Consider the following 23228-nt stretch of genomic DNA (forward strand, 5'->3'; position numbering starts at 1 on the left):
AAGGTTAAGCCTCTCGGGTCATTAGTACTGGTTAGCTCAACGTATCGCTACGCTTACACACCCAGCCTATCTACGTCGTCGTCTTCAACGGCCCTTCAGGGGCATCTAGTGCCCAGGGAAGACTCATCTCGAGGCAAGTTTCCCGCTTAGATGCTTTCAGCGGTTATCTCTTCCGCACTTAGCTACCGGGCAATGCAATTGGCATCACAACCCGTACACCAGTGGTGCGTTCACTCCGGTCCTCTCGTACTAGGAGCAACCCCTCTCAATCTTCCAACGCCCACGGCAGATAGGGACCGAACTGTCTCACGACGTTCTAAACCCAGCTCGCGTACCACTTTAAATGGCGAACAGCCATACCCTTGGGACCTACTTCAGCCCCAGGATGTGATGAGCCGACATCGAGGTGCCAAACACCGCCGTCGATATGAACTCTTGGGCGGTATCAGCCTGTTATCCCCGGAGTACCTTTTATCCGTTGAGCGATGGCCCTTCCATTCAGAACCACCGGATCACTAAGACCTGCTTTCGCACCTGCTCGAGCTGTCACTCTCGCAGTCAAGCTAGCTTATGCCTTTGCACTAACCTCCTGATGTCCGACCAGGATTAGCTAACCTTCGTGCTCCTCCGTTACGCTTTGGGAGGAGACCGCCCCAGTCAAACTACCCACCAGACACTGTCCGCAACCCGGATCACGGGTCCACGTTAGAACATCAAACATTAAAGGGTGGTATTTCAAGGTTGGCTCCATGCAGACTGGCGTCCACACTTCAAAGCCTCCCACCTATCCTACACATCAAGGCTCAAGGTTCAGTGTCAAGCTATAGTAAAGGTTCACGGGGTCTTTCCGTCTTGCCGCGGGTACACTGCATCTTCACAGCGAGTTCAATTTCACTGAGTCTCGGGTGGAGACAGCCTGGCCATCATTACGCCATTCGTGCAGGTCGGAACTTACCCGACAAGGAATTTCGCTACCTTAGGACCGTTATAGTTACGGCCGCCGTTTACCGGGGCTTCGATCAAGAGCTTCGCCTTGCGGCTGACCCCATCAATTAACCTTCCGGCACCGGGCAGGCGTCACACCGTATACGTCCACTTTCGTGTTTGCACAGTGCTGTGTTTTTATTAAACAGTTGCAGCCAGCTGGTATCTTCGACTGATTTCAGCTCCATGAGCAAGTCACTTCACTTACCATCAGCGTGCCTTCTCCCGAAGTTACGGCACCATTTTGCCTAGTTCCTTCACCCGAGTTCTCTCAAGCGCCTGAGTATTCTCTACCTGACCACCTGTGTCGGTTTGGGGTACGATTTGATGTTACCTGGAGCTTAGAGGCTTTTCCTGGAAGCGTAGCATCGGTTACTTCATCACCGTAGTGACTCGTCATCACGCCTCAGTGTTAACGATGACCCGGATTTACCAAAGTCATCCACCTTCACGCTTAAACCGGGACAACCGTCGCCCGGATAACCTAGCTTTCTCCGTCCCCCCTTCGCAGTAACACCGAGTACAGGAATATTAACCTGTTTCCCATCGACTACGCTTTTCAGCCTCGCCTTAGGGGTCGACTCACCCTGCCCCGATTAACGTTGGACAGGAACCCTTGGTCTTCCGGCGTGCGGGTTTTTCACCCGCATTATCGTTACTTATGTCAGCATTCGCACTTCTGATACCTCCAGCAGCCCTCACAGGCCACCTTCGCAGGCTTACAGAACGCTCCCCTACCCAACAACACCTAAGTGTCGCTGCCGCAGCTTCGGTGCATGGTTTAGCCCCGTTACATCTTCCGCGCAGGCCGACTCGACCAGTGAGCTATTACGCTTTCTTTAAATGATGGCTGCTTCTAAGCCAACATCCTGGCTGTCTGTGCCTTCCCACATCGTTTCCCACTTAACCATGACTTTGGGACCTTAGCTGGCGGTCTGGGTTGTTTCCCTCTTCACGACGAACGTTAGCACCCGCCGTGTGTCTCCCGTGATAACATTCTTCGGTATTCGTAGTTTGCATCGGGTTGGTAAGTCGGGATGACCCCCTAGCCGAAACAGTGCTCTACCCCCGAAGATGAGTTCACGAGGCGCTACCTAAATAGCTTTCGGGGAGAACCAGCTATCTCCCGGTTTGATTGGCCTTTCACCCCCAGCCACAAGTCATCCGCTAATTTTTCAACATTAGTCGGTTCGGTCCTCCAGTTAGTGTTACCCAACCTTCAACCTGCCCATGGCTAGATCACCGGGTTTCGGGTCTATACCCTGCAACTTAACGCCCAGTTAAGACTCGGTTTCCCTGCGGCTCCCCTATACGGTTAACCTTGCTACAGAATATAAGTCGCTGACCCATTATACAAAAGGTACGCAGTCACCTAACAAGTAGGCTCCCACTGCTTGTACGTACACGGTTTCAGGTTCTATTTCACTCCCCTCGCCGGGGTTCTTTTCGCCTTTCCCTCACGGTACTGGTTCACTATCGGTCAGTCAGGAGTATTTAGCCTTGGAGGATGGTCCCCCCATATTCAGACAGGATGTCACGTGTCCCGCCCTACTCATCGAACTCACAGCTTGTGCATTTTTGTGTACGGGACTATCACCCTTTACTGTGCGACTTTCCAGACGCTTCCACTAACACACAAACTGATTCAGGTTCTGGGCTCCTCCCCGTTCGCTCGCCGCTACTGGGGGAATCTCGGTTGATTTCTTTTCCTCGGGGTACTGAGATGTTTCAGTTCCCCCGGTTCGCCTCATGACACTATGTATTCATGTCATGATAGTGTGTCGAAACACACTGGGTTTCCCCATTCGGGTATCGTCGGGTATAACGCTTCATATCAGCTTACCGACGCTTATCGCAGATTAGCACGCCCTTCATCGCCTCTGACTGCCTAGGCATCCACCGTGTACGCTTAGTCGCTTAACCTCACAACCCGAAGATGTTTCGATTGATTCATCATCGCGCTGCGATTATTTGAGAGACTCATTGACAGACTGATTCATCACGACACACCCGAAGGCGGTCATAATTGTTCAGCTGTCATGTTTCAATTTTCAGCTTGTTCCAGATTGTTAAAGAGCAAAACTTCGCAGTGCACCCAAACAGGTACACTCTGAAATTTTCTATACAGCGAGTAGTGATGGTGGAGCTATGCGGGATCGAACCGCAGACCTCCTGCGTGCAAGGCAGGCGCTCTCCCAGCTGAGCTATAACCCCATCGTTGCTTACAGATACCTTAGATACCACTCACGGAAGAGTTGGTAGGCCTGAGTGGACTTGAACCACCGACCTCACCCTTATCAGGGGTGCGCTCTAACCACCTGAGCTACAAGCCTATTAAGGTATTTCTGCTCGTTATTTTCATCAGACAATCTGTGTGAGCACTTCACTCAACGCACATCTTCTTGGTAAGGAGGTGATCCAACCGCAGGTTCCCCTACGGTTACCTTGTTACGACTTCACCCCAGTCATGAATCACAAAGTGGTAAGCGCCCTCCCGAAGGTTAAGCTACCTACTTCTTTTGCAACCCACTCCCATGGTGTGACGGGCGGTGTGTACAAGGCCCGGGAACGTATTCACCGTAGCATTCTGATCTACGATTACTAGCGATTCCGACTTCATGGAGTCGAGTTGCAGACTCCAATCCGGACTACGACGTACTTTATGAGGTCCGCTTGCTCTCGCGAGGTCGCTTCTCTTTGTATACGCCATTGTAGCACGTGTGTAGCCCTACTCGTAAGGGCCATGATGACTTGACGTCATCCCCACCTTCCTCCGGTTTATCACCGGCAGTCTCCTTTGAGTTCCCGACCGAATCGCTGGCAACAAAGGATAAGGGTTGCGCTCGTTGCGGGACTTAACCCAACATTTCACAACACGAGCTGACGACAGCCATGCAGCACCTGTCTCACAGTTCCCGAAGGCACTAAGGCATCTCTGCCGAATTCTGTGGATGTCAAGAGTAGGTAAGGTTCTTCGCGTTGCATCGAATTAAACCACATGCTCCACCGCTTGTGCGGGCCCCCGTCAATTCATTTGAGTTTTAACCTTGCGGCCGTACTCCCCAGGCGGTCGATTTAACGCGTTAGCTCCGGAAGCCACGCCTCAAGGGCACAACCTCCAAATCGACATCGTTTACAGCGTGGACTACCAGGGTATCTAATCCTGTTTGCTCCCCACGCTTTCGCACCTGAGCGTCAGTCTTTGTCCAGGGGGCCGCCTTCGCCACCGGTATTCCTCCAGATCTCTACGCATTTCACCGCTACACCTGGAATTCTACCCCCCTCTACAAGACTCTAGCCTGTCAGTTTTGAATGCAGTTCCCAGGTTAAGCCCGGGGATTTCACATCCAACTTAACAGACCGCCTGCGTGCGCTTTACGCCCAGTCATTCCGATTAACGCTTGCACCCTCCGTATTACCGCGGCTGCTGGCACGGAGTTAGCCGGTGCTTCTTCTGCGGGTAACGTCAATCAATAAGGTTATTAACCTTACTGCCTTCCTCCCCGCTGAAAGTGCTTTACAACCCGAAGGCCTTCTTCACACACGCGGCATGGCTGCATCAGGCTTGCGCCCATTGTGCAATATTCCCCACTGCTGCCTCCCGTAGGAGTCTGGACCGTGTCTCAGTTCCAGTGTGGCTGGTCATCCTCTCAGACCAGCTAGGGATCGTCGCCTAGGTGAGCCATTACCTCACCTACTAGCTAATCCCATCTGGGCACATCTGATGGCGAGAGGCCCTAAGGTCCCCCTCTTTGCTCTTGCGAGGTTATGCGGTATTAGCTACCGTTTCCAGTAGTTATCCCCCTCCATCAGGCAGTTTCCCAGACATTACTCACCCGTCCGCCGCTCGTCACCCAAAGAGCAAGCTCTTCTGTGCTACCGCTCGACTTGCATGTGTTAGGCCTGCCGCCAGCGTTCAATCTGAGCCATGATCAAACTCTTCAATTTAAGATTTGTTTGATTTGCTGAACTCGTCAGCGATGCTCAAAGAATTAAAACTGTTTATTCGTAATGAATTTACTGTTGTTCACTCTTCAAGACTTTTTATATCGTTAAGATACGGTCTTGTGAGTGCCCACACAGATTGTCTGATTAAATTGTTAAAGAGCAGTGCCACTTCATCGGTGGCGCGGGCTGCATATACTATGCTTTTCCGCTGTGAAGTCAAGTCATTACTGACCGCCTTCGTTGAATCTTTTTTCCTGTTACCGCAACTGCGTGTCGCTGTTGCCGTGTCAGTGGAGGCGCATTATAGGGACTTCTCGGCCACTGACAAGCTATAAATGCAAATTATTTTCCAACCGTTCAAAAACAAGCCAAAAGACACCATTTCGCACACTTCACATACAGAAAGTGAATGTAATCTGAGCTCATAATGTGAAAACGGGAGCATCCGTTAACGAATGCTCCCGTTGATCGCTTACCAGCTCACTCGCATTATTCTTGCCGCGCGACGATCTGTTCGCCGTTAACATCTAATGTGATCGGTTTACCGGGTATCAATTTCCCCCCCAGCATCTGCTGAGCGAGTGGGTTCTCTATCAGTTGCTGTATCGCTCTTTTAAGCGGACGAGCACCATAGACAGGATCAAACCCGACTTCCCCAAGCATATCTAAAGCTGCATCCGTGATCGTGACACTATATCCACGCTCTTCAAGACGCTTGTACAGTCTCTGAAGCTGAATTTGTGCGATCGACGTAATATGCGCCCTTCCCAATGGGTGGAATACCACGACCTCATCGATACGGTTAATAAACTCGGGGCGGAAGCTGTGGCTAACAACTTCAAGCACCATATCTCTCATTTCGGTATAGCTGCGTTCACCAAAACGTTCCTGAATAAGGTCGGATCCCAGATTGGACGTCATGATGACCACAGTATTACGGAAGTCGACCGTTCTGCCCTGACCATCAGTGAGGCGCCCATCATCTAATACCTGAAGCAGGATATTAAATACATCAGGGTGTGCCTTTTCGATCTCATCTAGCAAAATGACCGAATAAGGACGACGGCGTACCGCTTCCGTCAAATATCCCCCTTCCTCGTAACCGACATATCCCGGAGGCGCACCGACCAAGCGTGAAACCGAGTGTTTCTCCATAAACTCAGACATATCAATACGCACCATGGCGTCATCACTGTCGAAGAGGAAAGTCGCCAGCGTTTTACAAAGTTCCGTTTTCCCAACACCTGTTGGCCCAAGGAACAGGAACGAGCCAATAGGGCGATTCGGGTCTGATAGCCCTGCCCTGCTACGACGGATAGAATTTGCTACCGCTTCAACGGCTTCGTTCTGCCCAATCACACGCTGATGCAGTTCATCTTCCATGCGTAATAATTTTTCTTTCTCACTTTCCAACATGCGAGAAACAGGAATCCCAGTCCAACGCGCCAGCACATCCGCGATTTCAACATCCGTTACTCGATTACGCAGCAAATGCATCGTTTTCCCTTCCTGCTGCGTTGCTGCTGCCAACTGTTTCTCTAGCTCAGGGATTTTGCCATATTGCAGCTCAGACATTCTCCCCAGATCGCCCTGACGGCGAGCCTGTTCCAGCGCAATTTTCGCCTGCTCTAAAGACGCTTTAATATTCTGCGTTCCCGTGAGTGACGCTTTTTCTGCTTTCCACTCTTCCTCTTGCTGGGAATATTCACGCTCTTTTTGGTCAAGTTCCGCGCTCAGCAATTCAAGCCGCTTTTGGCTGGCTTCATCAGATTCTTTTTTCAGCGCCTGCTGTTCCAGTTTTAACTGGATGATTCGACGCTCAAGCCGATCAAGGGGCTCGGGTTTTGAATCAATCTGAATACGAATACTGGATGCGGCCTCATCAATCAGGTCAATCGCTTTATCCGGCAGTTGACGATCCGCGATATAGCGGTTAGACAGCATGGCCGCCGCAACAATCGCTGGGTCAGTAATTTGTACATGATGGTGCAATTCATAACGCTCTTTCAGCCCGCGCAGAATCGCAATCGTGTCTTCGACAGTAGGTTCAGCGACAAACACTTTCTGGAAACGACGCTCAAGGGCCGCGTCTTTTTCAATATATTGCCGATACTCATCGAGCGTTGTCGCTCCGACGCAATGCAACTCACCACGAGCCAGCGCAGGTTTTAGCATATTACCGGCATCCATCGCGCCATCGGCTTTGCCTGCCCCCACCATCGTATGAAGTTCATCGATAAACAGAATGACGTTGCCTTCCTGTTTAGACAGGTCGTTGAGCACGCCTTTCAAACGCTCTTCAAACTCACCACGGTATTTCGCACCCGCCACCAGCGCGCCCATATCCAGTGAAAGTACGCGCTTGTTTTTCAAGCCTTCAGGCACTTCACCATTAACGATACGCTGTGCTAACCCTTCTACTATCGCGGTTTTACCCACGCCAGGTTCACCGATTAATACCGGGTTATTTTTGGTTCGACGCTGCAAAACCTGAATAGTGCGGCGAATTTCCTCATCACGCCCGATCACAGGATCGAGTTTGCCTTGTTCCGCACGCTCCGTGAGATCAATCGTGAATTTTTTCAATGCCTGGCGCTGATCTTCAGCACCCTGATCGTTCACTTGATCCCCTCCTCTCACTCGTTCAATCGCGTTTGTTACACCTTGCTGCGTAACCCCCGCCTTTTTCAATATATCTCCCAACGTGCCGCGAGACTCCAGCGCAGCAAGCGCGAAAAGCTCCGAAGAGATAAAGGTATCGCCACGCTTTTGCGCCAGCTTGTCGCACATATTCAATACGCGGACTAACTCGCTCGAAGGCTGAACATCACCATCAGTACCTTCAACCTGCGGCAAACGTGTGATTGCCTGGTCGATTTCGGTTTTCAGGTGATTGAGATTGGCTCCGGCAACAGTCAGAAGTGGACCAACAGTTCCACCATCCTGATGAAGCAAGGCACTCATCAAGTGAAGTGGTTCAATAAACTGGTGATCGCGCCCAAGGGCGAGAGACTGGGCATCAGCAAGAGCAAGTTGGAATTTGTTGGTAAGACGATCCAGACGCATAACTCCTCCCATACACTGGTCAAAATTGCTACTGGAGATTAAATGAGGTCATCCCTCAAAAATTTCAAGGTTATTTTGCCAGTCGTGACGGGATTTAAATGTTACTTATCCTGGATCGTCTTAATTCAATAGGTTATATCAGCCAGATTAAACTTGCCATACGGCCAGTCACGCCATCACGCCGATAAGAGAAAAATTTGTGAGGCTCGCTCACAGTACAGGCATTTCCACCAAAAATTTGCGTTACCCCTGCAGCACGTAAACGCAGACTTGCCAGTTGGTAAATATCGGCAAAAAATTTATTTCCTACAGGCCGAAATGCTGAGGCCGCAGCCGCATCATGCTGAATAAATGCGTCCCTGACTTCAGGACCGACCTCAAAGGCATCAGGCCCAATAGCAGGCCCCAGCCACGCCATAATTTGTTCGGGTTGTGCACGGAAACAGGATAACGTTTCTTCCAATACCCCCGCGTGCAATCCCCGCCAGCCAGCATGAGCGGCAGCGACTTCATCGCCGTTGATTGCACAAAGAAGCACGGGCAAGCAGTCAGCCGTCATCACCGCACAGACTTTTCCTTTCTTATTCGTATAAGCAGCATCACCACAAACGGATGTTGGGGACGTCTCGCCAAGACGAATCACATCGGTGCCATGCACCTGTTCCAACCAATGCGGCATAGTGGGAAGGCCAGCCATCTCCACCAGCGCTTGCCGATTTGCGGTAACGTGCGCGGGCTCATCGCCCACATGACACCCTAAATTCAGCGAATCATAAGGTGCGCCACTACGTCCGCCAACACGCGTCGTACTACAAGATTTCACACTTTCTGGCAAAGGCCAGTCGGGGTATATCAGCATAGTCCGTCACCTCTATAAATCGGCACTTATCGTATTGAATATATTACCAGTCGAGCTGATCCTTAAACGCTTCAGTATCGGCCTTCAGAGCATTAATCAGATCGACCATATCCTGTGGCAATTCCGCATGCCATTCCATGTGAATGCCAGTAATAGGATGGTAGAAACGCAACATAGTGGCATGCAGTGCCTGACGATCGAACCCACGCAGCGTCTCAATGAAATCCTCTGAAGCGCCTTTTGGCGGGCGCGGACGACCACCATATAACTGATCGCCAACCAGAGGATGGTTAATGTGCGCCATATGCACGCGAATCTGATGGGTGCGCCCCGTTTCCAGACGCAACCGTAAACGGGTATGCGCACGAAAATGTTCCATGATGCGATAATGTGTCACGGCAGGCTTACCCATCGGATGCACGGCCATATGAGTACGCTTGGTTGCGTGACGAGCGATAGGCTGCTCGACCATACCACCCGCGGTCATCGAACCAATCGCCACAGCTTCATATTCACGCGTAATTTCACGCGCCTGTAGTGCCTCAACTAAACGCGTCTGTGCTGGTACAGTTTTCGCGACCACCATGAGCCCTGTCGTATCTTTATCAAGTCGGTGCACAATCCCGGCACGGGGCACGTCGACAATCTCAGGATAATGATGTAACAAGGCATTCAATACTGTGCCATCTGGGTTACCCGCACCGGGGTGAACCACCAGATCTCTGGGTTTATTGATGACCAGGATATCCTCATCTTCGTACACGATATCCAGCTTGATATCCTGTGCTTCCCAGCGAGCTTCTTCTTCAATCAATGCATCAATGGCTACCGATTCGCCGCCAAGTACTTTCTCTTTTGGCTTATTGATGACATTGCCGTTAATCTGTACTCGATTCTCAAGAATCCACTCTTTTATGCGGGATCGTGAATAATCAGGGAACAATTCGGCCAAAGCCTGATCTAAACGTTGTCCGAGTTGAGATTCGGCCACCGTTGCGGTGAGTTGTACTTGTTGTGCCATATTATGCAGCTTCTTCGTTAACGTTGGGTTTTGACGGCGACGCCGTTTAAAATAATGTACTATTGTAGCTGGTCTAAATCGGGAGCTTAACGGACAGCCTCCCGGAATAACATTCTGAGGATAATCAAAACGTCATGACGCGTATGAAATATCTGGTGGCTGCCGCCACGTTGAGCCTGGCGCTGGCTGGTTGCTCCAGCAATTCCAAAGATGCGGTTCCTGATAGTCCGCCATCTGAAATCTATGCCAATGCTCAACAAAAACTGCAGGACGGCAACTTTAAAGCAGCCATCACGCAGTTGGAAGCACTGGATAACCGGTATCCCTTTGGCCCCTACTCGCAGCAAGTACAGTTGGATTTGATCTACGCTTATTACAAATCCGCAGAGCTGCCATTGGCCCAAGCTTCTATTGACCGCTTCCTGCGACTCAATCCGACCCATCCAAACGTGGATTATGTCCTGTACATGCGCGGTCTGACCGACATGGCGCTGGATGATAGTGCATTACAAGGCTTTTTCGGCGTTGATCGTTCCGATCGCGATCCGCAGTATGCCCGCACCGCATTTCGGGATTTCAGCAAGCTCATTCAGGGATACCCGAACAGCCAATACGCCACCGACGCAAACAAGCGTTTGGTTTACCTCAAAGAGCGTCTGGCCAAGTATGAACTTTCTGTCGCGCAATACTACACGAAACGCGGCGCTTATGTGGCAGTAGTTAATCGCGTTGAGCAAATGCTGCGTGATTACCCTGATACCCAGGCAACAAAAAATGCCCTGCCATTGATGGAAAATGCCTATCGCGAACTGCAACTGGCCGCTCAGGCGGACAAAGTCGCAAAAATCATCACTGCGAACCCAGCATAAACGACAAGTGACACACAGTAATAAGACGGCAGCTTCGGTTGCCGTTTTTTTATGGCTCGATCGGTGGACTATGCATTAATGATGCAGAAAAAACAGGTTGGCGGGAGTCAACAACAGCGCGGTAACGTCAATACATCCTATCAATAATGGCACAGGCCAGATGCCCCCTCAAGCACTTCCCTCCTATTCCCGATGATGCTTCACAAATCGCGTTTTCTTGACAAAAAGTGACGAAAAAAAGCGATCAATATCACGCTTTTTGTCACAACTCACTGTATGCTGAAATTATCCAAGACGGACATAGGCAGAGAGGTAAGTTTATATGACTATTAATATTACCAGTAAGCAAATGGATATCACCCCCGCAATTCGTCAACATGTCGAAGACCGTCTTTCTAAGCTGGATAAGTGGCAAACCCAGCTGATTAACCCACATATTATTTTGTCAAAAGAACCACAGGGTTTTGTGGCCGATGCCACTATCAGTACGCCAAATGGCCCGCTGGTTGCCAGCGCCAAACATGATGATATGTATGCCGCCATCAATGAGCTAATTACTAAACTCGAACGCCAGTTGGACAAACTCCAGCATAAAGGTGAAGCCAGACGTGCGGTAGCTAGCGTCAAAGAAGCGAATCTCCAGCCGACTCAAGAAGAGTAACTCGCCCTCTTTACCTCAATACAACGCGCCTGAGGGCGCGTTTTTGCATTCCAGGCGTCGTAATCCACGTCCTAAAGCGCCAACGCGATATCTCGTTTAACATTGCGCTCGGCGATTTTGTATTGACAGGATGAAAAGCCAACAGTTACCTTACCTACTCAGAATCTGGATATCTTCCTGACTAACCGAGTAAACATGACGAATAAACTGTTCTTCTTCGTATTCTTTTTCACCTTCCCCTGATTTGGGAGGCGATTCGTCGTAAGAGCAAGAATACGAAGACGAACAAAAAAGCCTCCTGACCAGGAGGCTTTTTTTATATAAGAACATAAGACAGGTAACAGCATCATGACAGACAACCCATTACTGGCACTGCGAGAACGCATCAGCGCATTGGATCTGCAATTAATTGAATTGTTGGCACAAAGACGAGAACTCGCGCTGGACGTTGCCCGCAGCAAATTGCATTCGCATCGCCCAATTCGTGACAAAGAGCGTGAGCGTGATTTGCTGGACAAACTGACAGTCGCTGGGAAAAAACATCATCTTGATGGTCACTACATTACCCGCTTATTTCAGCTCATCATTGAAGATTCGGTACTGACGCAGCAGGCACTCTTACAGCATCACCTCAACCAAACAACGCCACACTCTGCCCGTATTGCGTTTCTCGGTCCGAAAGGCTCTTATTCCCATCTTGCCGCGCGCCAATATGCCGCACGACACTTCGAGCAATTTGTTGAGTGTGGTTGCCAGAAATTTCAGGACATCTTCAATATGGTGGAAACGGGGCAAGCGGACTATGCCGTTCTGCCGATTGAAAACACCAGCTCTGGCTCGATCAACGACGTCTATGACCTGTTACAACACACGGCTTTATCCATCGTCGGCGAATTAACCAACCCGATAAATCACTGTGTTTTAGTTGCTACCGATACGTCGTTGGAACAGATTGAAACGGTTTACAGCCATCCGCAGCCGTTCCAGCAGTGCAGCCATTTCATTAATCGTTTTCCACACTGGAAGATTGAATACTGTGAGAGCACAGCCGCAGCGATGGAAAAAGTGGCTGCACTCAACTCACCAAAAGCAGCAGCACTCGGCAGCGAAGCCGGTGGTCAGCTTTATCAGCTACAGATGCTGGAACACGATCTGGCAAATCAGTCGCAAAACATCACCCGCTTCATTGTATTAGCACGCAAGCCCATTGATGTGACGGAACAAGTGCCGGCAAAAACCACGCTAATTATGGCAACCGGTCAACAGTCAGGTGCGCTGGTAGAAGCTCTGTTGGTATTGCGCGATAACGGCATTGTGATGACCAAGCTGGAATCCAGACCGATCAACGGTAACCCGTGGGAAGAGATGTTCTATCTGGATGTACAGGCCAATCTGCGCAGCGATGCCATGCAGAAAGCGCTGAAAGGATTAGCCCCCATCACCCGCTCGTTAAAAGTGTTAGGCTGCTACCCGAGTGAAAACGTCGTACCCGTGGATGTGAACGAATAGTCGATGTGAACGAATAATTGAAAAAGCCATCCTGGTATCCCCCGGATGGCTTCTTAAACACAGCCAAGATAGTAAACGTACTTATTGACGAATATCGTTTGCCTGACGCAAAAGCACACGGCTCTCCGCCTGAAAACGTTTGGCATAGTCGCCAAACCAGTGTTCGACCTTCTTGAAGCTGTTGATAAATTCTGCCTTATCCGTCTGCTCCAGTAGCTCAATCGCCTCGCCAAAACGTTTGTAGTAACGCTTAATCAACGCCAGATTATCCTCTGAAGACATAATGATGTCGGCATACAGCTGCGGATCCTGCGCAAACAGCCGTCCAACCATGATCAATTCCAGACGATAGATTGGCGATGACAGCGCTAATAGCTGTTCAAGCTGTACATTCTCTTCCGCTAAATGCAGACCATAGGCAAATGTCGCGAAGTGACGCAGCGCCTGAATGAACATCATGTTCTGATCGTGTTCGACCGCGCTGATACGATGCAGACGCGCGCCCCACACCTGAATCTGTTCCAGTAGCCACTGGTAGGCTTCTGGCTGCCGACCGTCACAATAGACGACAACCTGCTTGGCAAGGCTACCGCTATCTGGCCCGAACATAGGATGCAGACCAAGTACCGGACCACTATGCGCCGCCAGCATCGCCTGAAGCGGGCCATTTTTTACCGATGCCAAATCAACCAAGATACAGTCATCCGGCAAAGCAGGCAGACGGGCAATCACCTGTTCAGTCACGTGAATCGGCACGCTAACAATCACCATGCCGGCATCAGACAGCAGTTCATCCGCGCGCGGCCAGTCATCTTGCTCCAGGATCCTCACCTGATAGCCCGACAGCGTCAGCATTTTCTCAAACAGATTACCCATTTGCCCGCGGCCACCGATGATAACAACGGGACGCAACTGCGGGCACAGCGTTTTAAAGCCTTTGTCGTTTTCACTGGTGTAGGATTCGCGCATGGTACGCCGCAGGATATCCTCAATAAGATCCGGCGGAACGCCCATCGACTCAGCCTCTTTACGACGTGAGCTGAGCATGGCCGCTTCACGATCGGGCGCATAGATGGGCAAACCATGGCGGCTTTTCACCTCACCCACTTCCGCCACTAAACGCAACCGACGTGATAACAGCGCGACAAGCTCCTTATCTACCTCATCTATCTGATCACGCAATACGGTCAGTTCAGCTACCATATTTTGTTACTCTCCTGAATGTTTCACTCGTGCAGCGCTCAGCTCTTGATGAACGGAACGCAGCAACGTCTCTGTGCTTTCCCAACTGATACAGGCATCCGTGACTGATACACCGTAGCGCATATCTGAACGCGGCTGTTCTGAAGACTGGCTCCCCTCGTTAAGGTGGCTTTCCAGCATCAAACCTATAATAGAACGATTTCCCGCCTTGATTTGTTCAATCGCAGATTCAACAACAAGTGGCTGACGGCGGTAGTCTTTATTCGAATTACCGTGACTACAATCTATCATCAGCGCAGGTCTCAGTCCCGCTTCCTGCATCTGTTTTTCACATTCGGCGACATCCTGCGCACTGTAGTTGGGTTTTTTACCGCCGCGCAGAATCACATGACCATCAATGTTCCCTTGCGTTTGCAGCAGACAGACCTGACCCGTTTGATTGATACCCACAAAGCGATGCGGCATTGCAGCGGCTCTCATCGCGTTGATCGCCGTTCCCAGACTGCCATCCGTACCGTTTTTGAACCCAACAGGCATCGACAGGCCGGAAGCCATCTCACGGTGCGTTTGTGATTCTGTTGTACGTGCACCGATAGCCGACCAGCTGAATAAATCGCCCAGGTACTGCGGGCTGTTCGGATCAAGCGCCTCGGTCGCCAGCGGCAGTCCCATATTCACCAGTTCCAACAGCAACTCACGCGCAATGTGCAGCCCTGCTTCCACATCAAATGACCCATCCATAAACGGATCGTTGATAAGCCCTTTCCAGCCTACGGTGGTACGCGGTTTTTCAAAATAAACACGCATCACAATGTAGAGGCTATCGCTTAATTCAGCGGCAAGTGACTGCAGGCGGCGCGCGTATTCCAACGCGGCATCCGTGTCATGAATCGAGCAAGGCCCGCAGACGATCAGCAACCGATCGTCACGACCATGAATGATATCCGCAATGGTCGCTCTCGCTTGCGCAATATCGCGCTGCTCTGCGTCGTTAAGCGGAAACTTGGCTTTTAATTCATCGGGAGTAATTAAAACCTGCTCTGCACTGATATTAATATTGTTAAGTGAATCTTTTTGCATGATCCCATTCCTGAAAAGTTCGGTATATTCGCGATCGTCTGTAAAGACTACTGTCTGTACAACCTGCCTACGCGTGATGTTTACACCATAACACGAACCGTAAAGATTTCAATCCACTTAGTGTAAATAAAAAATTACCACCCTAAATATTGCCACAAAAACGATATCTGTCGGCTCTATCACTTCACGATGTAACCATGCTAATCCCAGACGTGAATAGTGATAGAATCAGGCCAACAAGGGGGAAGGATGCTGAAAGCCATAATCATCGATGACGAACAGCTGGCACGTGAAGAGCTCAGCCTGCTACTGGAAAACGAGTCTGATATCACTATCATTGCACAGTGCAGTAATGCGCTGGAGGCGATACCCGCTATCCATCGGCTGCAACCCGATGTGATTTTTCTGGATATACAAATGCCAAAGATCAGCGGATTAGAGCTGGTCGCCATGTTGGATCCAGAAAATATGCCTTATGTCGTCTTCGTGACAGCCTATGATGAGTACGCGGTGAGGGCATTTGAAGAACATGCTTTTGACTATTTACTTAAACCGCTGGATGCACAGCGACTCAGTAAAACGCTAAATCGTTTACGTCGCGGCGTTAGTGTAAATAAAAACGTACAGATAATTTCAGAGCCCTTACTCCGCCATATTCCCTGTAACGGACACAATCGTATTTTTTTGCTCAAGATTGAGGAAGTCGAGTATCTTTGTTCAGAACTCAGCGGCGTGCACGTCGTGGGCGTCAGCCAGTCTGGCTATACCCAACTTTCACTGAAAACGCTGGAAGAGAAAACGCCCTTCGTCCGTTGCCATCGTCAATATATGGTTAATACGGAACAGCTGAAAGAAATCCAGTTAATGGAAAACGGCGCAGCAGAAGTATTGACGCATACGGGAAAACACATCCCCGTCAGTCGCCGCTATCTCAAATTACTGAAAGAAAAATTAGGCATCGCCTGATGCGGTGCTTCTTCAGGCCAATGGCCGCAACCTTGAAGGTTTGATGATGAAATACAGTTATATCTTGGCTGTAGTTCTTTTAATGACAGCATGCCAAAGCAACGTCCCGTCGCTGACCGCTAAAAGTGAGTCGGGCTTCTGGTACGAAACAGGTTATCAAGATGCAATCTCTGGCATGGTCGTAAAGGACGATAGCACTTTGCAAGAATGGTTTGGTAATCCTCAAGTTGATCGTGAAACCTACCTACGTGGCTATCAGGCCGGACAGTCGGCTTTTTGCGGTACAGATAACATGGAAGAATGGGGAAAAGCTGGGAAAAATTTTCCCGCCAGCTGCGATGGCGTGGAGAACGCGGAGATACTGCGAACTCGCTGGCAACAGAGCCTGCCTTAACATCCTCCCGAAGATAAACGATGGCCCATACTCATCAGCAAGTTAGCTGGCAAAACGCTATGGTTCATCGCATCTGGTAACAATTCCACTCACTTTTGTACTCGCACAGAAATACGTCAGACATACCTCCCCTCTATCATCGCTCACATTAAATAATCACATTAGGTTATTAACAACCTGATACTGAGATAACGAAAATTCATATCTCACTGATAGTTAAATCTATTATTTATGATAGCGATTGATATTATGGAGTGCTCATATGTCCGATTCAAGCAAGCCTCATAACCCGTCTCTAAATAACAGTTCAAGACTCTTATCACACGCTACCCCATCACAGGAAAGCCATGATGAACGAGTCGCTGCGGTAAAGAACAAAATTATCGAGTCCGGCGACCATCCCAGCATTTCAGTAGAGGAACAACTCGCACTTCTGGACGATTTCTCCCACCTTGAGCTAGGCCAGTTTTTACTAAAACATCACGGGTTAAATGCGTACTGGACGCATAATGTGATAGCACATCAGCCAGCTCACTATGTTAATCCCCTCGAAGAAATCATCTACACACAGCTACCCAGCGTTTTGGCAACACGTGAACGATTTGGTATTTTCCAACGCCTGCTTCAAGAACTCTTACGCCCCGACGCTATCATGGTATCTGTCCCCTGCGGGATCATGGCTGACTTATTGCTGTTGGACTATACGCGGCACCGAGATGTGAAATTAATCGGGATCGATCTAGATAGACAGGCGCTGGAAGAAGCTTACAAACTTGCCAGTCAACAAGGGCTGGAAAATAAGATATCGCTGGTGCTTGCTGATGCCTGGACAATTGATTTGGCAGCACAAGCAGATGTGATTACCAGCAACGGACTCAATGTCTATGAACAAGATGATGACAAAGTTACTGAGCTTTACCGTGTGTTCTACTCTGGGCTGAAACCTGGAGGTACGCTGATAACCAGCTTTATGACCCCTCCTCCTACGCTGTCGCAAGATTCGCCATGGATAAATACCGATCCAAAATTGCTAGCCCTCCAATATGTCCTTTTCTCACGCATTATTGGAGCAACATGGACGGCGTTTCGTACGCACAAGAAAACACAGTCACAGCTAGAGCAGGCAGGGTTTACAGATATTCAGTTCATTAACGATCATATGCATATGTACCCAACGGTCATCGCGAATAAGCCGTTCTGAACAGGATAAAAGTGGTATCAACACGATATTTTGATCGCCGTAACCGATCAATATTGAAAAATTGATCTGTATAAACGTTTATAAAATAACCACGCCTAATGTCATCATGGTACTGAAATTCAAAAAATAATGATGGCACCAGGGAAAGCTAAGCCCACCAAAATGGTGGGCTTTTTACTGTCATCAGGCATAAAAAAAGGGGTTTAGCCTTTGGCTAAACCCCTTATAAATAACAACTTTCGGATGTTGCGAAAGCGCTATCTTAGTTAAGACGCTCTTTGATACGAGCAGACTTACCAGTACGCTCACGCAGGTAGTACAGTTTGGCTTTACGCACGGCACCACGACGTTTAACAGCGATGCTGTCAACAACCGGAGAGTGAGTCTGGAATACACGCTCCACGCCTTCGCCGTTAGAAATTTTGCGAACAGTGAATGCAGAATGCAGACCGCGGTTACGAATAGCGATAACCACGCCCTCGAATGCCTGCAGACGTTTTTTGCTACCTTCAACAACCCATACCTTCACTTCTACGGTATCACCCGGACGAAATGCAGGTACGTCCTGCTTCATTTGTTCGTCTTCGATTTGCTTAATAATGTTGCTCATAATATGTCTCTTACCCTAGGTAAACTGATAGTTGGGTTCGCACGGTAAACCAGCGTAACCACCTAATACTCTTGTTGCTCAGACTGATATTCACGTTGGAACTCAGCCAGCAACCTTGTTTGCTCGTCAGTCAGAGCTAGGCTTTTCAGAAGTTCAGGTCTTCTAAGCCAGGTTCGGCCCAGCGACTGCTTCAATCGCCAGCGGCGTATCTCAGCATGGTTACCAGACAGTAACACTGCCGGAACTTCCATGCCTTCCAGTATTTCAGGGCGAGTGAAATGAGGACAGTCCAGCAATCCATCAGCAAAAGAATCTTCTTCTGCTGAAGCCTGATGCCCCAGAACGCCCGGTATAAAACGGGCAACGGAGTCAATCAAAGTCATCGCTGGCAGTTCCCCACCGCTGAGTACGTAATCACCGATCGACCATTCTTCATCGATTTCGGTTTTAATTACGCGCTCATCAATCCCTTCGTACCGTCCACAGACCAAAATCATCTTCTGGTTCGTAGCGAGTTGATGTACGCCTTGCTGATCTAATTTACGGCCCTGAGGTGATAAATAAATCACTTTCGCGCCTTCGCCTGCCGCTGCTTTTGCTGCGTGGATCGCATCCCGTAAAGGTTGCACCATCATCAGCATTCCGGGGCCGCCGCCATAAGGCCGATCGTCCACGGTGCGATGCCGATCGTAAGTGAAATCGCGAGGACTCCAATACTGTACGTTCAGCAGGCCATTTTTAACTGCCCGGCCAGTGACTCCGTAATCAGTAATTGCCCGGAACATCTCTGGAAACAGGCTAATCACCCCAATCCACATAGTCTCGTTCCGCTGGGTACTACTGGTCGATTCAGAGTTCAAAAACCAGGATCCCAATCTACTTCAACAGTTTGAGCAGAAAGGTCGACGCGCTTAACAACCTGTTCGGTGAGGAACGGAACCAGCCGTTCCTTGACTCCGAAGGCATCTTTCAGGTTGGCCTTTATTACCATCACATCGTTCGAGCCGGTTTCCATCATGTCGATGATTTTACCTAACTCATAACCGGTTACGGTCACGACCTGACAGCCAATAAGATCCTTCCAATAATAATCACCTTCGCCCAGATCGGGCAGTTGTGACGAATCTACGACAATTTCACAATTGGTCAGTAAATTAGCCGCATCACGGTCATCAGCACCTTTCACTTTGATGATCAGATCCTGATTGTGATACTTCCAGCCTTCAATCTCGACAAGCTGCCAACCGCTTTTGCTCTGGATGAACCAAGGTTGATAATCAAAAATGCTCTCGGCATCTTCGGTGGATGAAAACACTCTGAGCCAACCTCGGATGCCATATGCCGACCCTATCTTCCCCATCACAATCGGGTTAACAGGAGGTTTTGGGCTGAGTTGATTGCTCATTATCACCACCGCAACAGGTTATGCTGCTTTTTTAGCATCTTTGATCAGCGAAGATACGCGATCAGACACAGTTGCACCCAGACCCAGCCAATGCTCGATACGGTCCAGATCCAGACGCAGGGCTTCTGCTTGACCAGATGCGATTGGGTTGAAGAAACCTACGCGCTCGATGAAACGACCATCACGCGCATTGCGGCTATCGGTCACGACTACTTGATAGAAGGGGCGTTTTTTCGCGCCGCCACGTGCCAAACGAATTGTTACCATAACATCCTCTTTAGTGAATAAAACAACTGGGCCCCATCGAGGAACGGAGCCCAGTATGTCATATAAAAAGCCCGAAAATTTTACTCATTTTGGCGCAAAAAGCAATCTAAAGCTTATAATCACGCCAAGAGTTTCTCTACACCATCGATTTCGGTGATTAACGCCCTGGGAATCCCGGTGGCATCATCCCTTTCATACCGCGCATCATTTTCGCCAGACCGCCGTTTTTCATCTTCTTCATCATTCGTTGCATATCATCGAACTGTTTCAGAAGACGGTTCACGTCCTGTACCTGCATGCCGGAACCCTGCGCGATACGACGTTTACGCGATCCTTTAATAATCTCAGGTTTGGCACGTTCCTGACGCGTCATCGAATTAATGATCGCCTCCATACGCACCAGCACCTTGTCATCCATTTGCGACTTAACATTGTCAGGCAGTTGGCCCATGCCCGGCATCTTGCTCATCATGCTCGCCATGCCGCCCATGTTGCGCATCTGCTTGAGCTGATCCAGGAAGTCGGTCAAATCGAACCCATCGCCCTTCTTCAGCTTATTAGCAAGCTTTTCTGCCTGTGTACGATCGACCTTGCTTTCAATATCTTCAATCAGTGAAAGCACATCGCCCATACCGAGAATTCGCGAGGCAACGCGCTCAGGGTAGAACGGCTCCAGCGCTTCGGTTTTTTCGCCGACGCCGAGGAATTTAATTGGCTTGCCAGTAATATGGCGGATAGACAACGCCGCACCGCCACGAGCATCACCATCAATTTTAGTGAGGATCACACCGGTCAGCGGCAGCGCTTCATTAAAGGCTTTCGCCGTATTCGCCGCATCCTGCCCCGTCATGGCATCAACCACAAACAGCGTTTCAACCGGCTTAATCGCCGCGTGAACCTGCTTGATTTCGTCCATCATCGCGTCGTCAACGTGGAGACGACCCGCGGTATCGACTAACAAGACATCATAGAACTTCAGCTTAGCGTGCTGTAACGCACGTTCTACGATAGCAAGCGGCTTTTCCTGCACGTCTGACGGGAAGAAATCGACGCCCACCTGCTCTGCCAATGTTTCCAACTGTTTAATCGCCGCAGGGCGATAAACGTCAGCTGAAACCACCAGCACTTTTTTCTTCTGCTTTTCGCGCAGGAATTTACCCAGCTTGCCTACGCTGGTCGTTTTACCCGCACCTTGCAGACCCGCCATCAGAACAACAGCAGGTGGTTGCGCGGCAAGATTCAACTCGGCGTTGATTTCCCCCATTGCGCTAACGAGTTCATTCTTAACAATCTTGACGAACTCTTGGCCCGGCGTCAGACTTTTATTGACTTCATGTCCGACAGCGCGCTCTTTCACGCGATTGATAAAATCACGCACCACAGGTAACGCAACGTCGGCTTCCAGCAATGCCATACGCACTTCACGCAGCGTTTCTTTTATGTTGTCTTCAGTCAACCGCCCGCGGCCGCTGATATTGCGCAATGTGCGCGAGAGTCGATCGGTTAAATTTTCAAACATATCTCATGCTCAACGTAAGACAGGCCGCCAGCGCGACACGAATGGAAGAGATTATACACAAAAGCGGGAACGATCTCAGCGCTGCTGACGGAGAACTGTTGGTGCCCGCGGCGACTAACGCTATACTGATTCTTCATTTTACCTAGTTGATATTTAATAACCTAATTTGTATGTCTGTTTTCGCTATTGTGGCGCTTGTCGCCTACACACTCAGCCTCGGACTGATTATCCCCAGTCTGCTGCGCAAGAACAGTGCATATCGTCGGCTGGCAATACTCTCGGCCAGCGCTGCGCTAATTTGTCATGCGGTGGCGCTCTATCAACGCATTTTCGATGTTCAGGTCGGCCAAAACCTTAGCTTGCTAAATATCGGTTCTCTGGTCAGCCTCATCATCTGTACGGTGATGACGTTTGTCGCCACGCGCGATCGCGGCTGGTTTATTCTTCCTATCGTCTACACCTTTGCGCTGATCAATCTGGCCTTCGCCAGCTTTATGCCGAGTGAATTTATTACGCATCTGGAAGCGTCGCCGGGCTTGATGATCCATATCGGACTGGCCCTTTTCTCCTATGCAACACTGCTAATTGCTGCACTTTATGCGCTTCAGCTCGCTTGGCTTGATTATCTGCTCAAGAATAAAAAACTGGGATTTGCCGCTGATATGCCGCCGCTGATGGGCATTGAACGCAAGATGTTTCACATTACGCAGATTGGCGTCATTCTGCTCACGCTGACGCTCTGTACTGGTTTGTTCTATATGGATGACCTGATCGATAACAAAGAGAACCTGCACAAGGCCGTGTTCTCCCTGTTTGCCTGGTTCATCTATATTCTGCTGCTCTGGGGACATTACCATGAAGGATGGCGGGGACGGCGCGTCGTCTGGTTCAGCCTGATCGGCGCCCTTATGCTCACGCTGTCCTACTTCGGCAGCCGGGTTATACAGCACTTCCTCGCAGTCTGACGCGTTCACGAGCATAAAAAAAAAAGAGAACCCACTTCGGTTCTCTTTTTTTATCTGTGCCTATCCAAGAAACTAGATATGTAGCTCGGCCAGTTTATCTTTCGGCAGCGCCAGATCGTCATTTTGGTTGATACCAATGTCGTGATCCACGATGTGTTGAGCAATTTCCTGCGCTTCTTTCAGTGAGTGCATCTCATAGGTGCCACACTGGAATTCGTTCAGCTCAGGAATTTTACGCTGATCGGTCACTTTCAGAACGTCCGCCATCGCCGCTTTCCAGGAATCAGCAACACGTTGCTCATCCGGCGTGCCAATCAGGCTCATGTAGAAACCCGTACGGCATCCCATCGGAGAAATGTCGATAATTTCAACGCCATCACCGTTTAAATGATCGCGCATAAAGCCAGCAAACAGGTGCTCTAGCGTATGGATACCACGCTCTGGCATGACTTCAATGTTCGGACGACAGAAGCGCAGGTCAAATACCGTGATATTGTCGCCATGAGGGGTTTTCATGGTTTTAGCGACCCGAACTGCGGGTGCGGCCATACGAGTATGGTCAACGGTAAAGCTGTCTAATAACGGCATAATTCCACCTCCTCAAAGAAAAAAATTCATTTTTTCTCGTTTCCGAGAACTTTTCCTTTTTATGCGAGTCTGACTTACTGAAAGACGCGCATTTATTATCATCATCCCTATTA

At 49.7% G+C, this 23228-nt stretch carries 18 protein-coding genes, 2 tRNA genes, 2 rRNA genes and 1 other annotated feature; of the genes, 7 read left to right on the forward strand and 15 right to left on the reverse strand.

Going from position 1 to position 23228, the window contains the following annotated elements:
• The 7 genes from H4F65_RS17100 to rluD form a co-directional block, all read right to left on the reverse strand.
• Window positions 1–2907 (reverse strand): 23S ribosomal RNA (locus H4F65_RS17100).
• Between the two features lie 215 nt (window positions 2908–3122).
• Window positions 3123–3198, reverse strand: a tRNA-Ala gene (locus H4F65_RS17105).
• A 42-nt stretch (window positions 3199–3240) separates the two neighbouring features.
• Window positions 3241–3317 (reverse strand) — tRNA-Ile (locus H4F65_RS17110).
• A 73-nt stretch (window positions 3318–3390) separates the two neighbouring features.
• Window positions 3391–4932 (reverse strand): 16S ribosomal RNA (locus H4F65_RS17115).
• Together the 16S and 23S rRNA genes with 2 tRNA genes alongside form the textbook arrangement of a ribosomal RNA operon.
• A gap of 489 nt (window positions 4933–5421) precedes the next feature.
• On the reverse strand, window positions 5422–7998 hold the full coding sequence (gene clpB, locus H4F65_RS17120; RefSeq protein WP_010285956.1) for an ATP-dependent chaperone ClpB: 2577 nt from the start codon (window positions 7996–7998) through the stop codon (window positions 5422–5424).
• Between the two features lie 133 nt (window positions 7999–8131).
• Window positions 8132–8857 (reverse strand): purine nucleoside phosphorylase YfiH, encoded by a 726-nt coding sequence (yfiH, locus tag H4F65_RS17125; RefSeq protein ID WP_010285957.1) that lies wholly within the window; start codon window positions 8855–8857, stop codon window positions 8132–8134.
• Window positions 8858–8900: 43 nt separating this feature from the next.
• The gene (gene rluD, locus H4F65_RS17130) at window positions 8901–9878 is read right to left on the reverse strand and encodes a 23S rRNA pseudouridine(1911/1915/1917) synthase RluD (RefSeq protein ID WP_010285958.1); all 978 of its coding nucleotides are present in this window, start codon (window positions 9876–9878) and stop codon (window positions 8901–8903) included.
• Window positions 9879–10012: 134 nt separating this feature from the next.
• Between rluD and bamD the strand changes: the two genes are divergently transcribed.
• The 3 genes from bamD (at window position 10013) to pheA (ending at window position 12917) form a co-directional block, all read left to right on the forward strand.
• The gene (bamD, locus tag H4F65_RS17135; RefSeq protein WP_010285959.1) at window positions 10013–10747 is read left to right on the forward strand and encodes an outer membrane protein assembly factor BamD; all 735 of its coding nucleotides are present in this window, start codon (window positions 10013–10015) and stop codon (window positions 10745–10747) included.
• A 322-nt stretch (window positions 10748–11069) separates the two neighbouring features.
• Window positions 11070–11408 carry a ribosome-associated translation inhibitor RaiA gene (gene raiA, locus H4F65_RS17140; protein ID WP_010285968.1) on the forward strand — a complete coding sequence of 113 codons (339 nt, stop codon included), beginning with the start codon at window positions 11070–11072 and terminating at the stop codon, window positions 11406–11408.
• Window positions 11409–11602: 194 nt separating this feature from the next.
• Window positions 11603–11728, forward strand: a sequence feature (Phe leader region).
• 28 nt (window positions 11729–11756) lie between these two features.
• Entirely contained in the window at window positions 11757–12917 is a 1161-nt protein-coding gene (gene pheA, locus H4F65_RS17145) for a bifunctional chorismate mutase/prephenate dehydratase (RefSeq protein ID WP_010285970.1), read from the forward strand.
• 81 nt (window positions 12918–12998) lie between these two features.
• On the opposite strand, the gene tyrA is transcribed toward pheA, so the two are convergent.
• Entirely contained in the window at window positions 12999–14120 is a 1122-nt protein-coding gene (gene tyrA, locus H4F65_RS17150) for a bifunctional chorismate mutase/prephenate dehydrogenase (RefSeq protein ID WP_010285975.1), read from the reverse strand.
• 6 nt (window positions 14121–14126) lie between these two features.
• The gene (locus H4F65_RS17155) at window positions 14127–15200 is read right to left on the reverse strand and encodes a 3-deoxy-7-phosphoheptulonate synthase (protein ID WP_010285976.1); all 1074 of its coding nucleotides are present in this window, start codon (window positions 15198–15200) and stop codon (window positions 14127–14129) included.
• Between the two features lie 249 nt (window positions 15201–15449).
• On the opposite strand from H4F65_RS17155, the gene btsR reads away from it, so the two are divergent.
• From btsR to H4F65_RS17170, 3 genes are all read left to right on the forward strand, one after another.
• Window positions 15450–16166 carry a two-component system response regulator BtsR gene (btsR, locus tag H4F65_RS17160; RefSeq protein WP_010285977.1) on the forward strand — a complete coding sequence of 239 codons (717 nt, stop codon included), beginning with the start codon at window positions 15450–15452 and terminating at the stop codon, window positions 16164–16166.
• Between the two features lie 46 nt (window positions 16167–16212).
• Window positions 16213–16560: a DUF2799 domain-containing protein gene (locus tag H4F65_RS17165; protein ID WP_039320590.1), complete on the forward strand. Its 348-nt coding sequence runs from the start codon at window positions 16213–16215 to the stop codon at window positions 16558–16560.
• 262 nt (window positions 16561–16822) lie between these two features.
• Window positions 16823–17761 (forward strand): class I SAM-dependent methyltransferase, encoded by a 939-nt coding sequence (locus tag H4F65_RS17170; protein WP_010285979.1) that lies wholly within the window; start codon window positions 16823–16825, stop codon window positions 17759–17761.
• 262 nt (window positions 17762–18023) lie between these two features.
• Here H4F65_RS17170 and rplS read toward each other — a convergent pair whose 3' ends face one another.
• The 5 genes from rplS to ffh all read right to left on the reverse strand — a co-directional run bounded on the left by rplS (window position 18024) and on the right by ffh (window position 21562).
• Window positions 18024–18371: a 50S ribosomal protein L19 gene (rplS, locus tag H4F65_RS17175; RefSeq protein ID WP_010285987.1), complete on the reverse strand. Its 348-nt coding sequence runs from the start codon at window positions 18369–18371 to the stop codon at window positions 18024–18026.
• 62 nt (window positions 18372–18433) lie between these two features.
• Window positions 18434–19189: a tRNA (guanosine(37)-N1)-methyltransferase TrmD gene (trmD, locus tag H4F65_RS17180; protein ID WP_010285995.1), complete on the reverse strand. Its 756-nt coding sequence runs from the start codon at window positions 19187–19189 to the stop codon at window positions 18434–18436.
• 38 nt (window positions 19190–19227) lie between these two features.
• Window positions 19228–19776: a ribosome maturation factor RimM gene (rimM, locus tag H4F65_RS17185; protein ID WP_010285997.1), complete on the reverse strand. Its 549-nt coding sequence runs from the start codon at window positions 19774–19776 to the stop codon at window positions 19228–19230.
• 18 nt (window positions 19777–19794) lie between these two features.
• Entirely contained in the window at window positions 19795–20043 is a 249-nt protein-coding gene (gene rpsP, locus H4F65_RS17190) for a 30S ribosomal protein S16 (protein ID WP_010285998.1), read from the reverse strand.
• A gap of 157 nt (window positions 20044–20200) precedes the next feature.
• The gene (gene ffh / locus H4F65_RS17195) at window positions 20201–21562 is read right to left on the reverse strand and encodes a signal recognition particle protein (protein WP_010285999.1); all 1362 of its coding nucleotides are present in this window, start codon (window positions 21560–21562) and stop codon (window positions 20201–20203) included.
• A 170-nt stretch (window positions 21563–21732) separates the two neighbouring features.
• Here ffh and H4F65_RS17200 point away from each other — a divergent pair, with 170 nt between their 5' ends.
• Entirely contained in the window at window positions 21733–22527 is a 795-nt protein-coding gene (locus H4F65_RS17200) for a cytochrome C assembly family protein (protein WP_010286006.1), read from the forward strand.
• A 72-nt stretch (window positions 22528–22599) separates the two neighbouring features.
• Here H4F65_RS17200 and luxS read toward each other — a convergent pair whose 3' ends face one another.
• The gene (gene luxS / locus H4F65_RS17205; RefSeq protein WP_010286009.1) at window positions 22600–23115 is read right to left on the reverse strand and encodes an S-ribosylhomocysteine lyase; all 516 of its coding nucleotides are present in this window, start codon (window positions 23113–23115) and stop codon (window positions 22600–22602) included.
• Between the last annotated feature and the right edge of the window lie 113 nt (window positions 23116–23228).

The sequence above is a fragment of the Pectobacterium brasiliense genome, from assembly GCF_016950255.1.
Lineage (GTDB): Bacteria > Pseudomonadota > Gammaproteobacteria > Enterobacterales > Enterobacteriaceae > Pectobacterium > Pectobacterium brasiliense.

What these genes read in the sequence shown, in the direction of transcription:
- clpB (WP_010285956.1), bottom strand. Translation starts at nt 7,998, where the DNA reads ATGCGTCTGGATCGTCTTACCAACAAATTCCAACTTGCTCTTGCTGAT.
- yfiH (WP_010285957.1), bottom strand. Translation starts at nt 8,857, where the DNA reads ATGCTGATATACCCCGACTGGCCTTTGCCAGAAAGTGTGAAATCTTGT.
- rluD (WP_010285958.1), bottom strand. Translation starts at nt 9,878, where the DNA reads ATGGCACAACAAGTACAACTCACCGCAACGGTGGCCGAATCTCAACTC.
- bamD (WP_010285959.1), top strand. Translation starts at nt 10,013, where the DNA reads ATGACGCGTATGAAATATCTGGTGGCTGCCGCCACGTTGAGCCTGGCG.
- raiA (WP_010285968.1), top strand. Translation starts at nt 11,070, where the DNA reads ATGACTATTAATATTACCAGTAAGCAAATGGATATCACCCCCGCAATT.
- pheA (WP_010285970.1), top strand. Translation starts at nt 11,757, where the DNA reads ATGACAGACAACCCATTACTGGCACTGCGAGAACGCATCAGCGCATTG.
- tyrA (WP_010285975.1), bottom strand. Translation starts at nt 14,120, where the DNA reads ATGGTAGCTGAACTGACCGTATTGCGTGATCAGATAGATGAGGTAGAT.
- H4F65_RS17155 (WP_010285976.1), bottom strand. Translation starts at nt 15,200, where the DNA reads ATGCAAAAAGATTCACTTAACAATATTAATATCAGTGCAGAGCAGGTT.
- btsR (WP_010285977.1), top strand. Translation starts at nt 15,450, where the DNA reads ATGCTGAAAGCCATAATCATCGATGACGAACAGCTGGCACGTGAAGAG.
- H4F65_RS17165 (WP_039320590.1), top strand. Translation starts at nt 16,213, where the DNA reads ATGAAATACAGTTATATCTTGGCTGTAGTTCTTTTAATGACAGCATGC.
- H4F65_RS17170 (WP_010285979.1), top strand. Translation starts at nt 16,823, where the DNA reads ATGTCCGATTCAAGCAAGCCTCATAACCCGTCTCTAAATAACAGTTCA.
- rplS (WP_010285987.1), bottom strand. Translation starts at nt 18,371, where the DNA reads ATGAGCAACATTATTAAGCAAATCGAAGACGAACAAATGAAGCAGGAC.
- trmD (WP_010285995.1), bottom strand. Translation starts at nt 19,189, where the DNA reads ATGTGGATTGGGGTGATTAGCCTGTTTCCAGAGATGTTCCGGGCAATT.
- rimM (WP_010285997.1), bottom strand. Translation starts at nt 19,776, where the DNA reads ATGAGCAATCAACTCAGCCCAAAACCTCCTGTTAACCCGATTGTGATG.
- rpsP (WP_010285998.1), bottom strand. Translation starts at nt 20,043, where the DNA reads ATGGTAACAATTCGTTTGGCACGTGGCGGCGCGAAAAAACGCCCCTTC.
- ffh (WP_010285999.1), bottom strand. Translation starts at nt 21,562, where the DNA reads ATGTTTGAAAATTTAACCGATCGACTCTCGCGCACATTGCGCAATATC.
- H4F65_RS17200 (WP_010286006.1), top strand. Translation starts at nt 21,733, where the DNA reads ATGTCTGTTTTCGCTATTGTGGCGCTTGTCGCCTACACACTCAGCCTC.
- luxS (WP_010286009.1), bottom strand. Translation starts at nt 23,115, where the DNA reads ATGCCGTTATTAGACAGCTTTACCGTTGACCATACTCGTATGGCCGCA.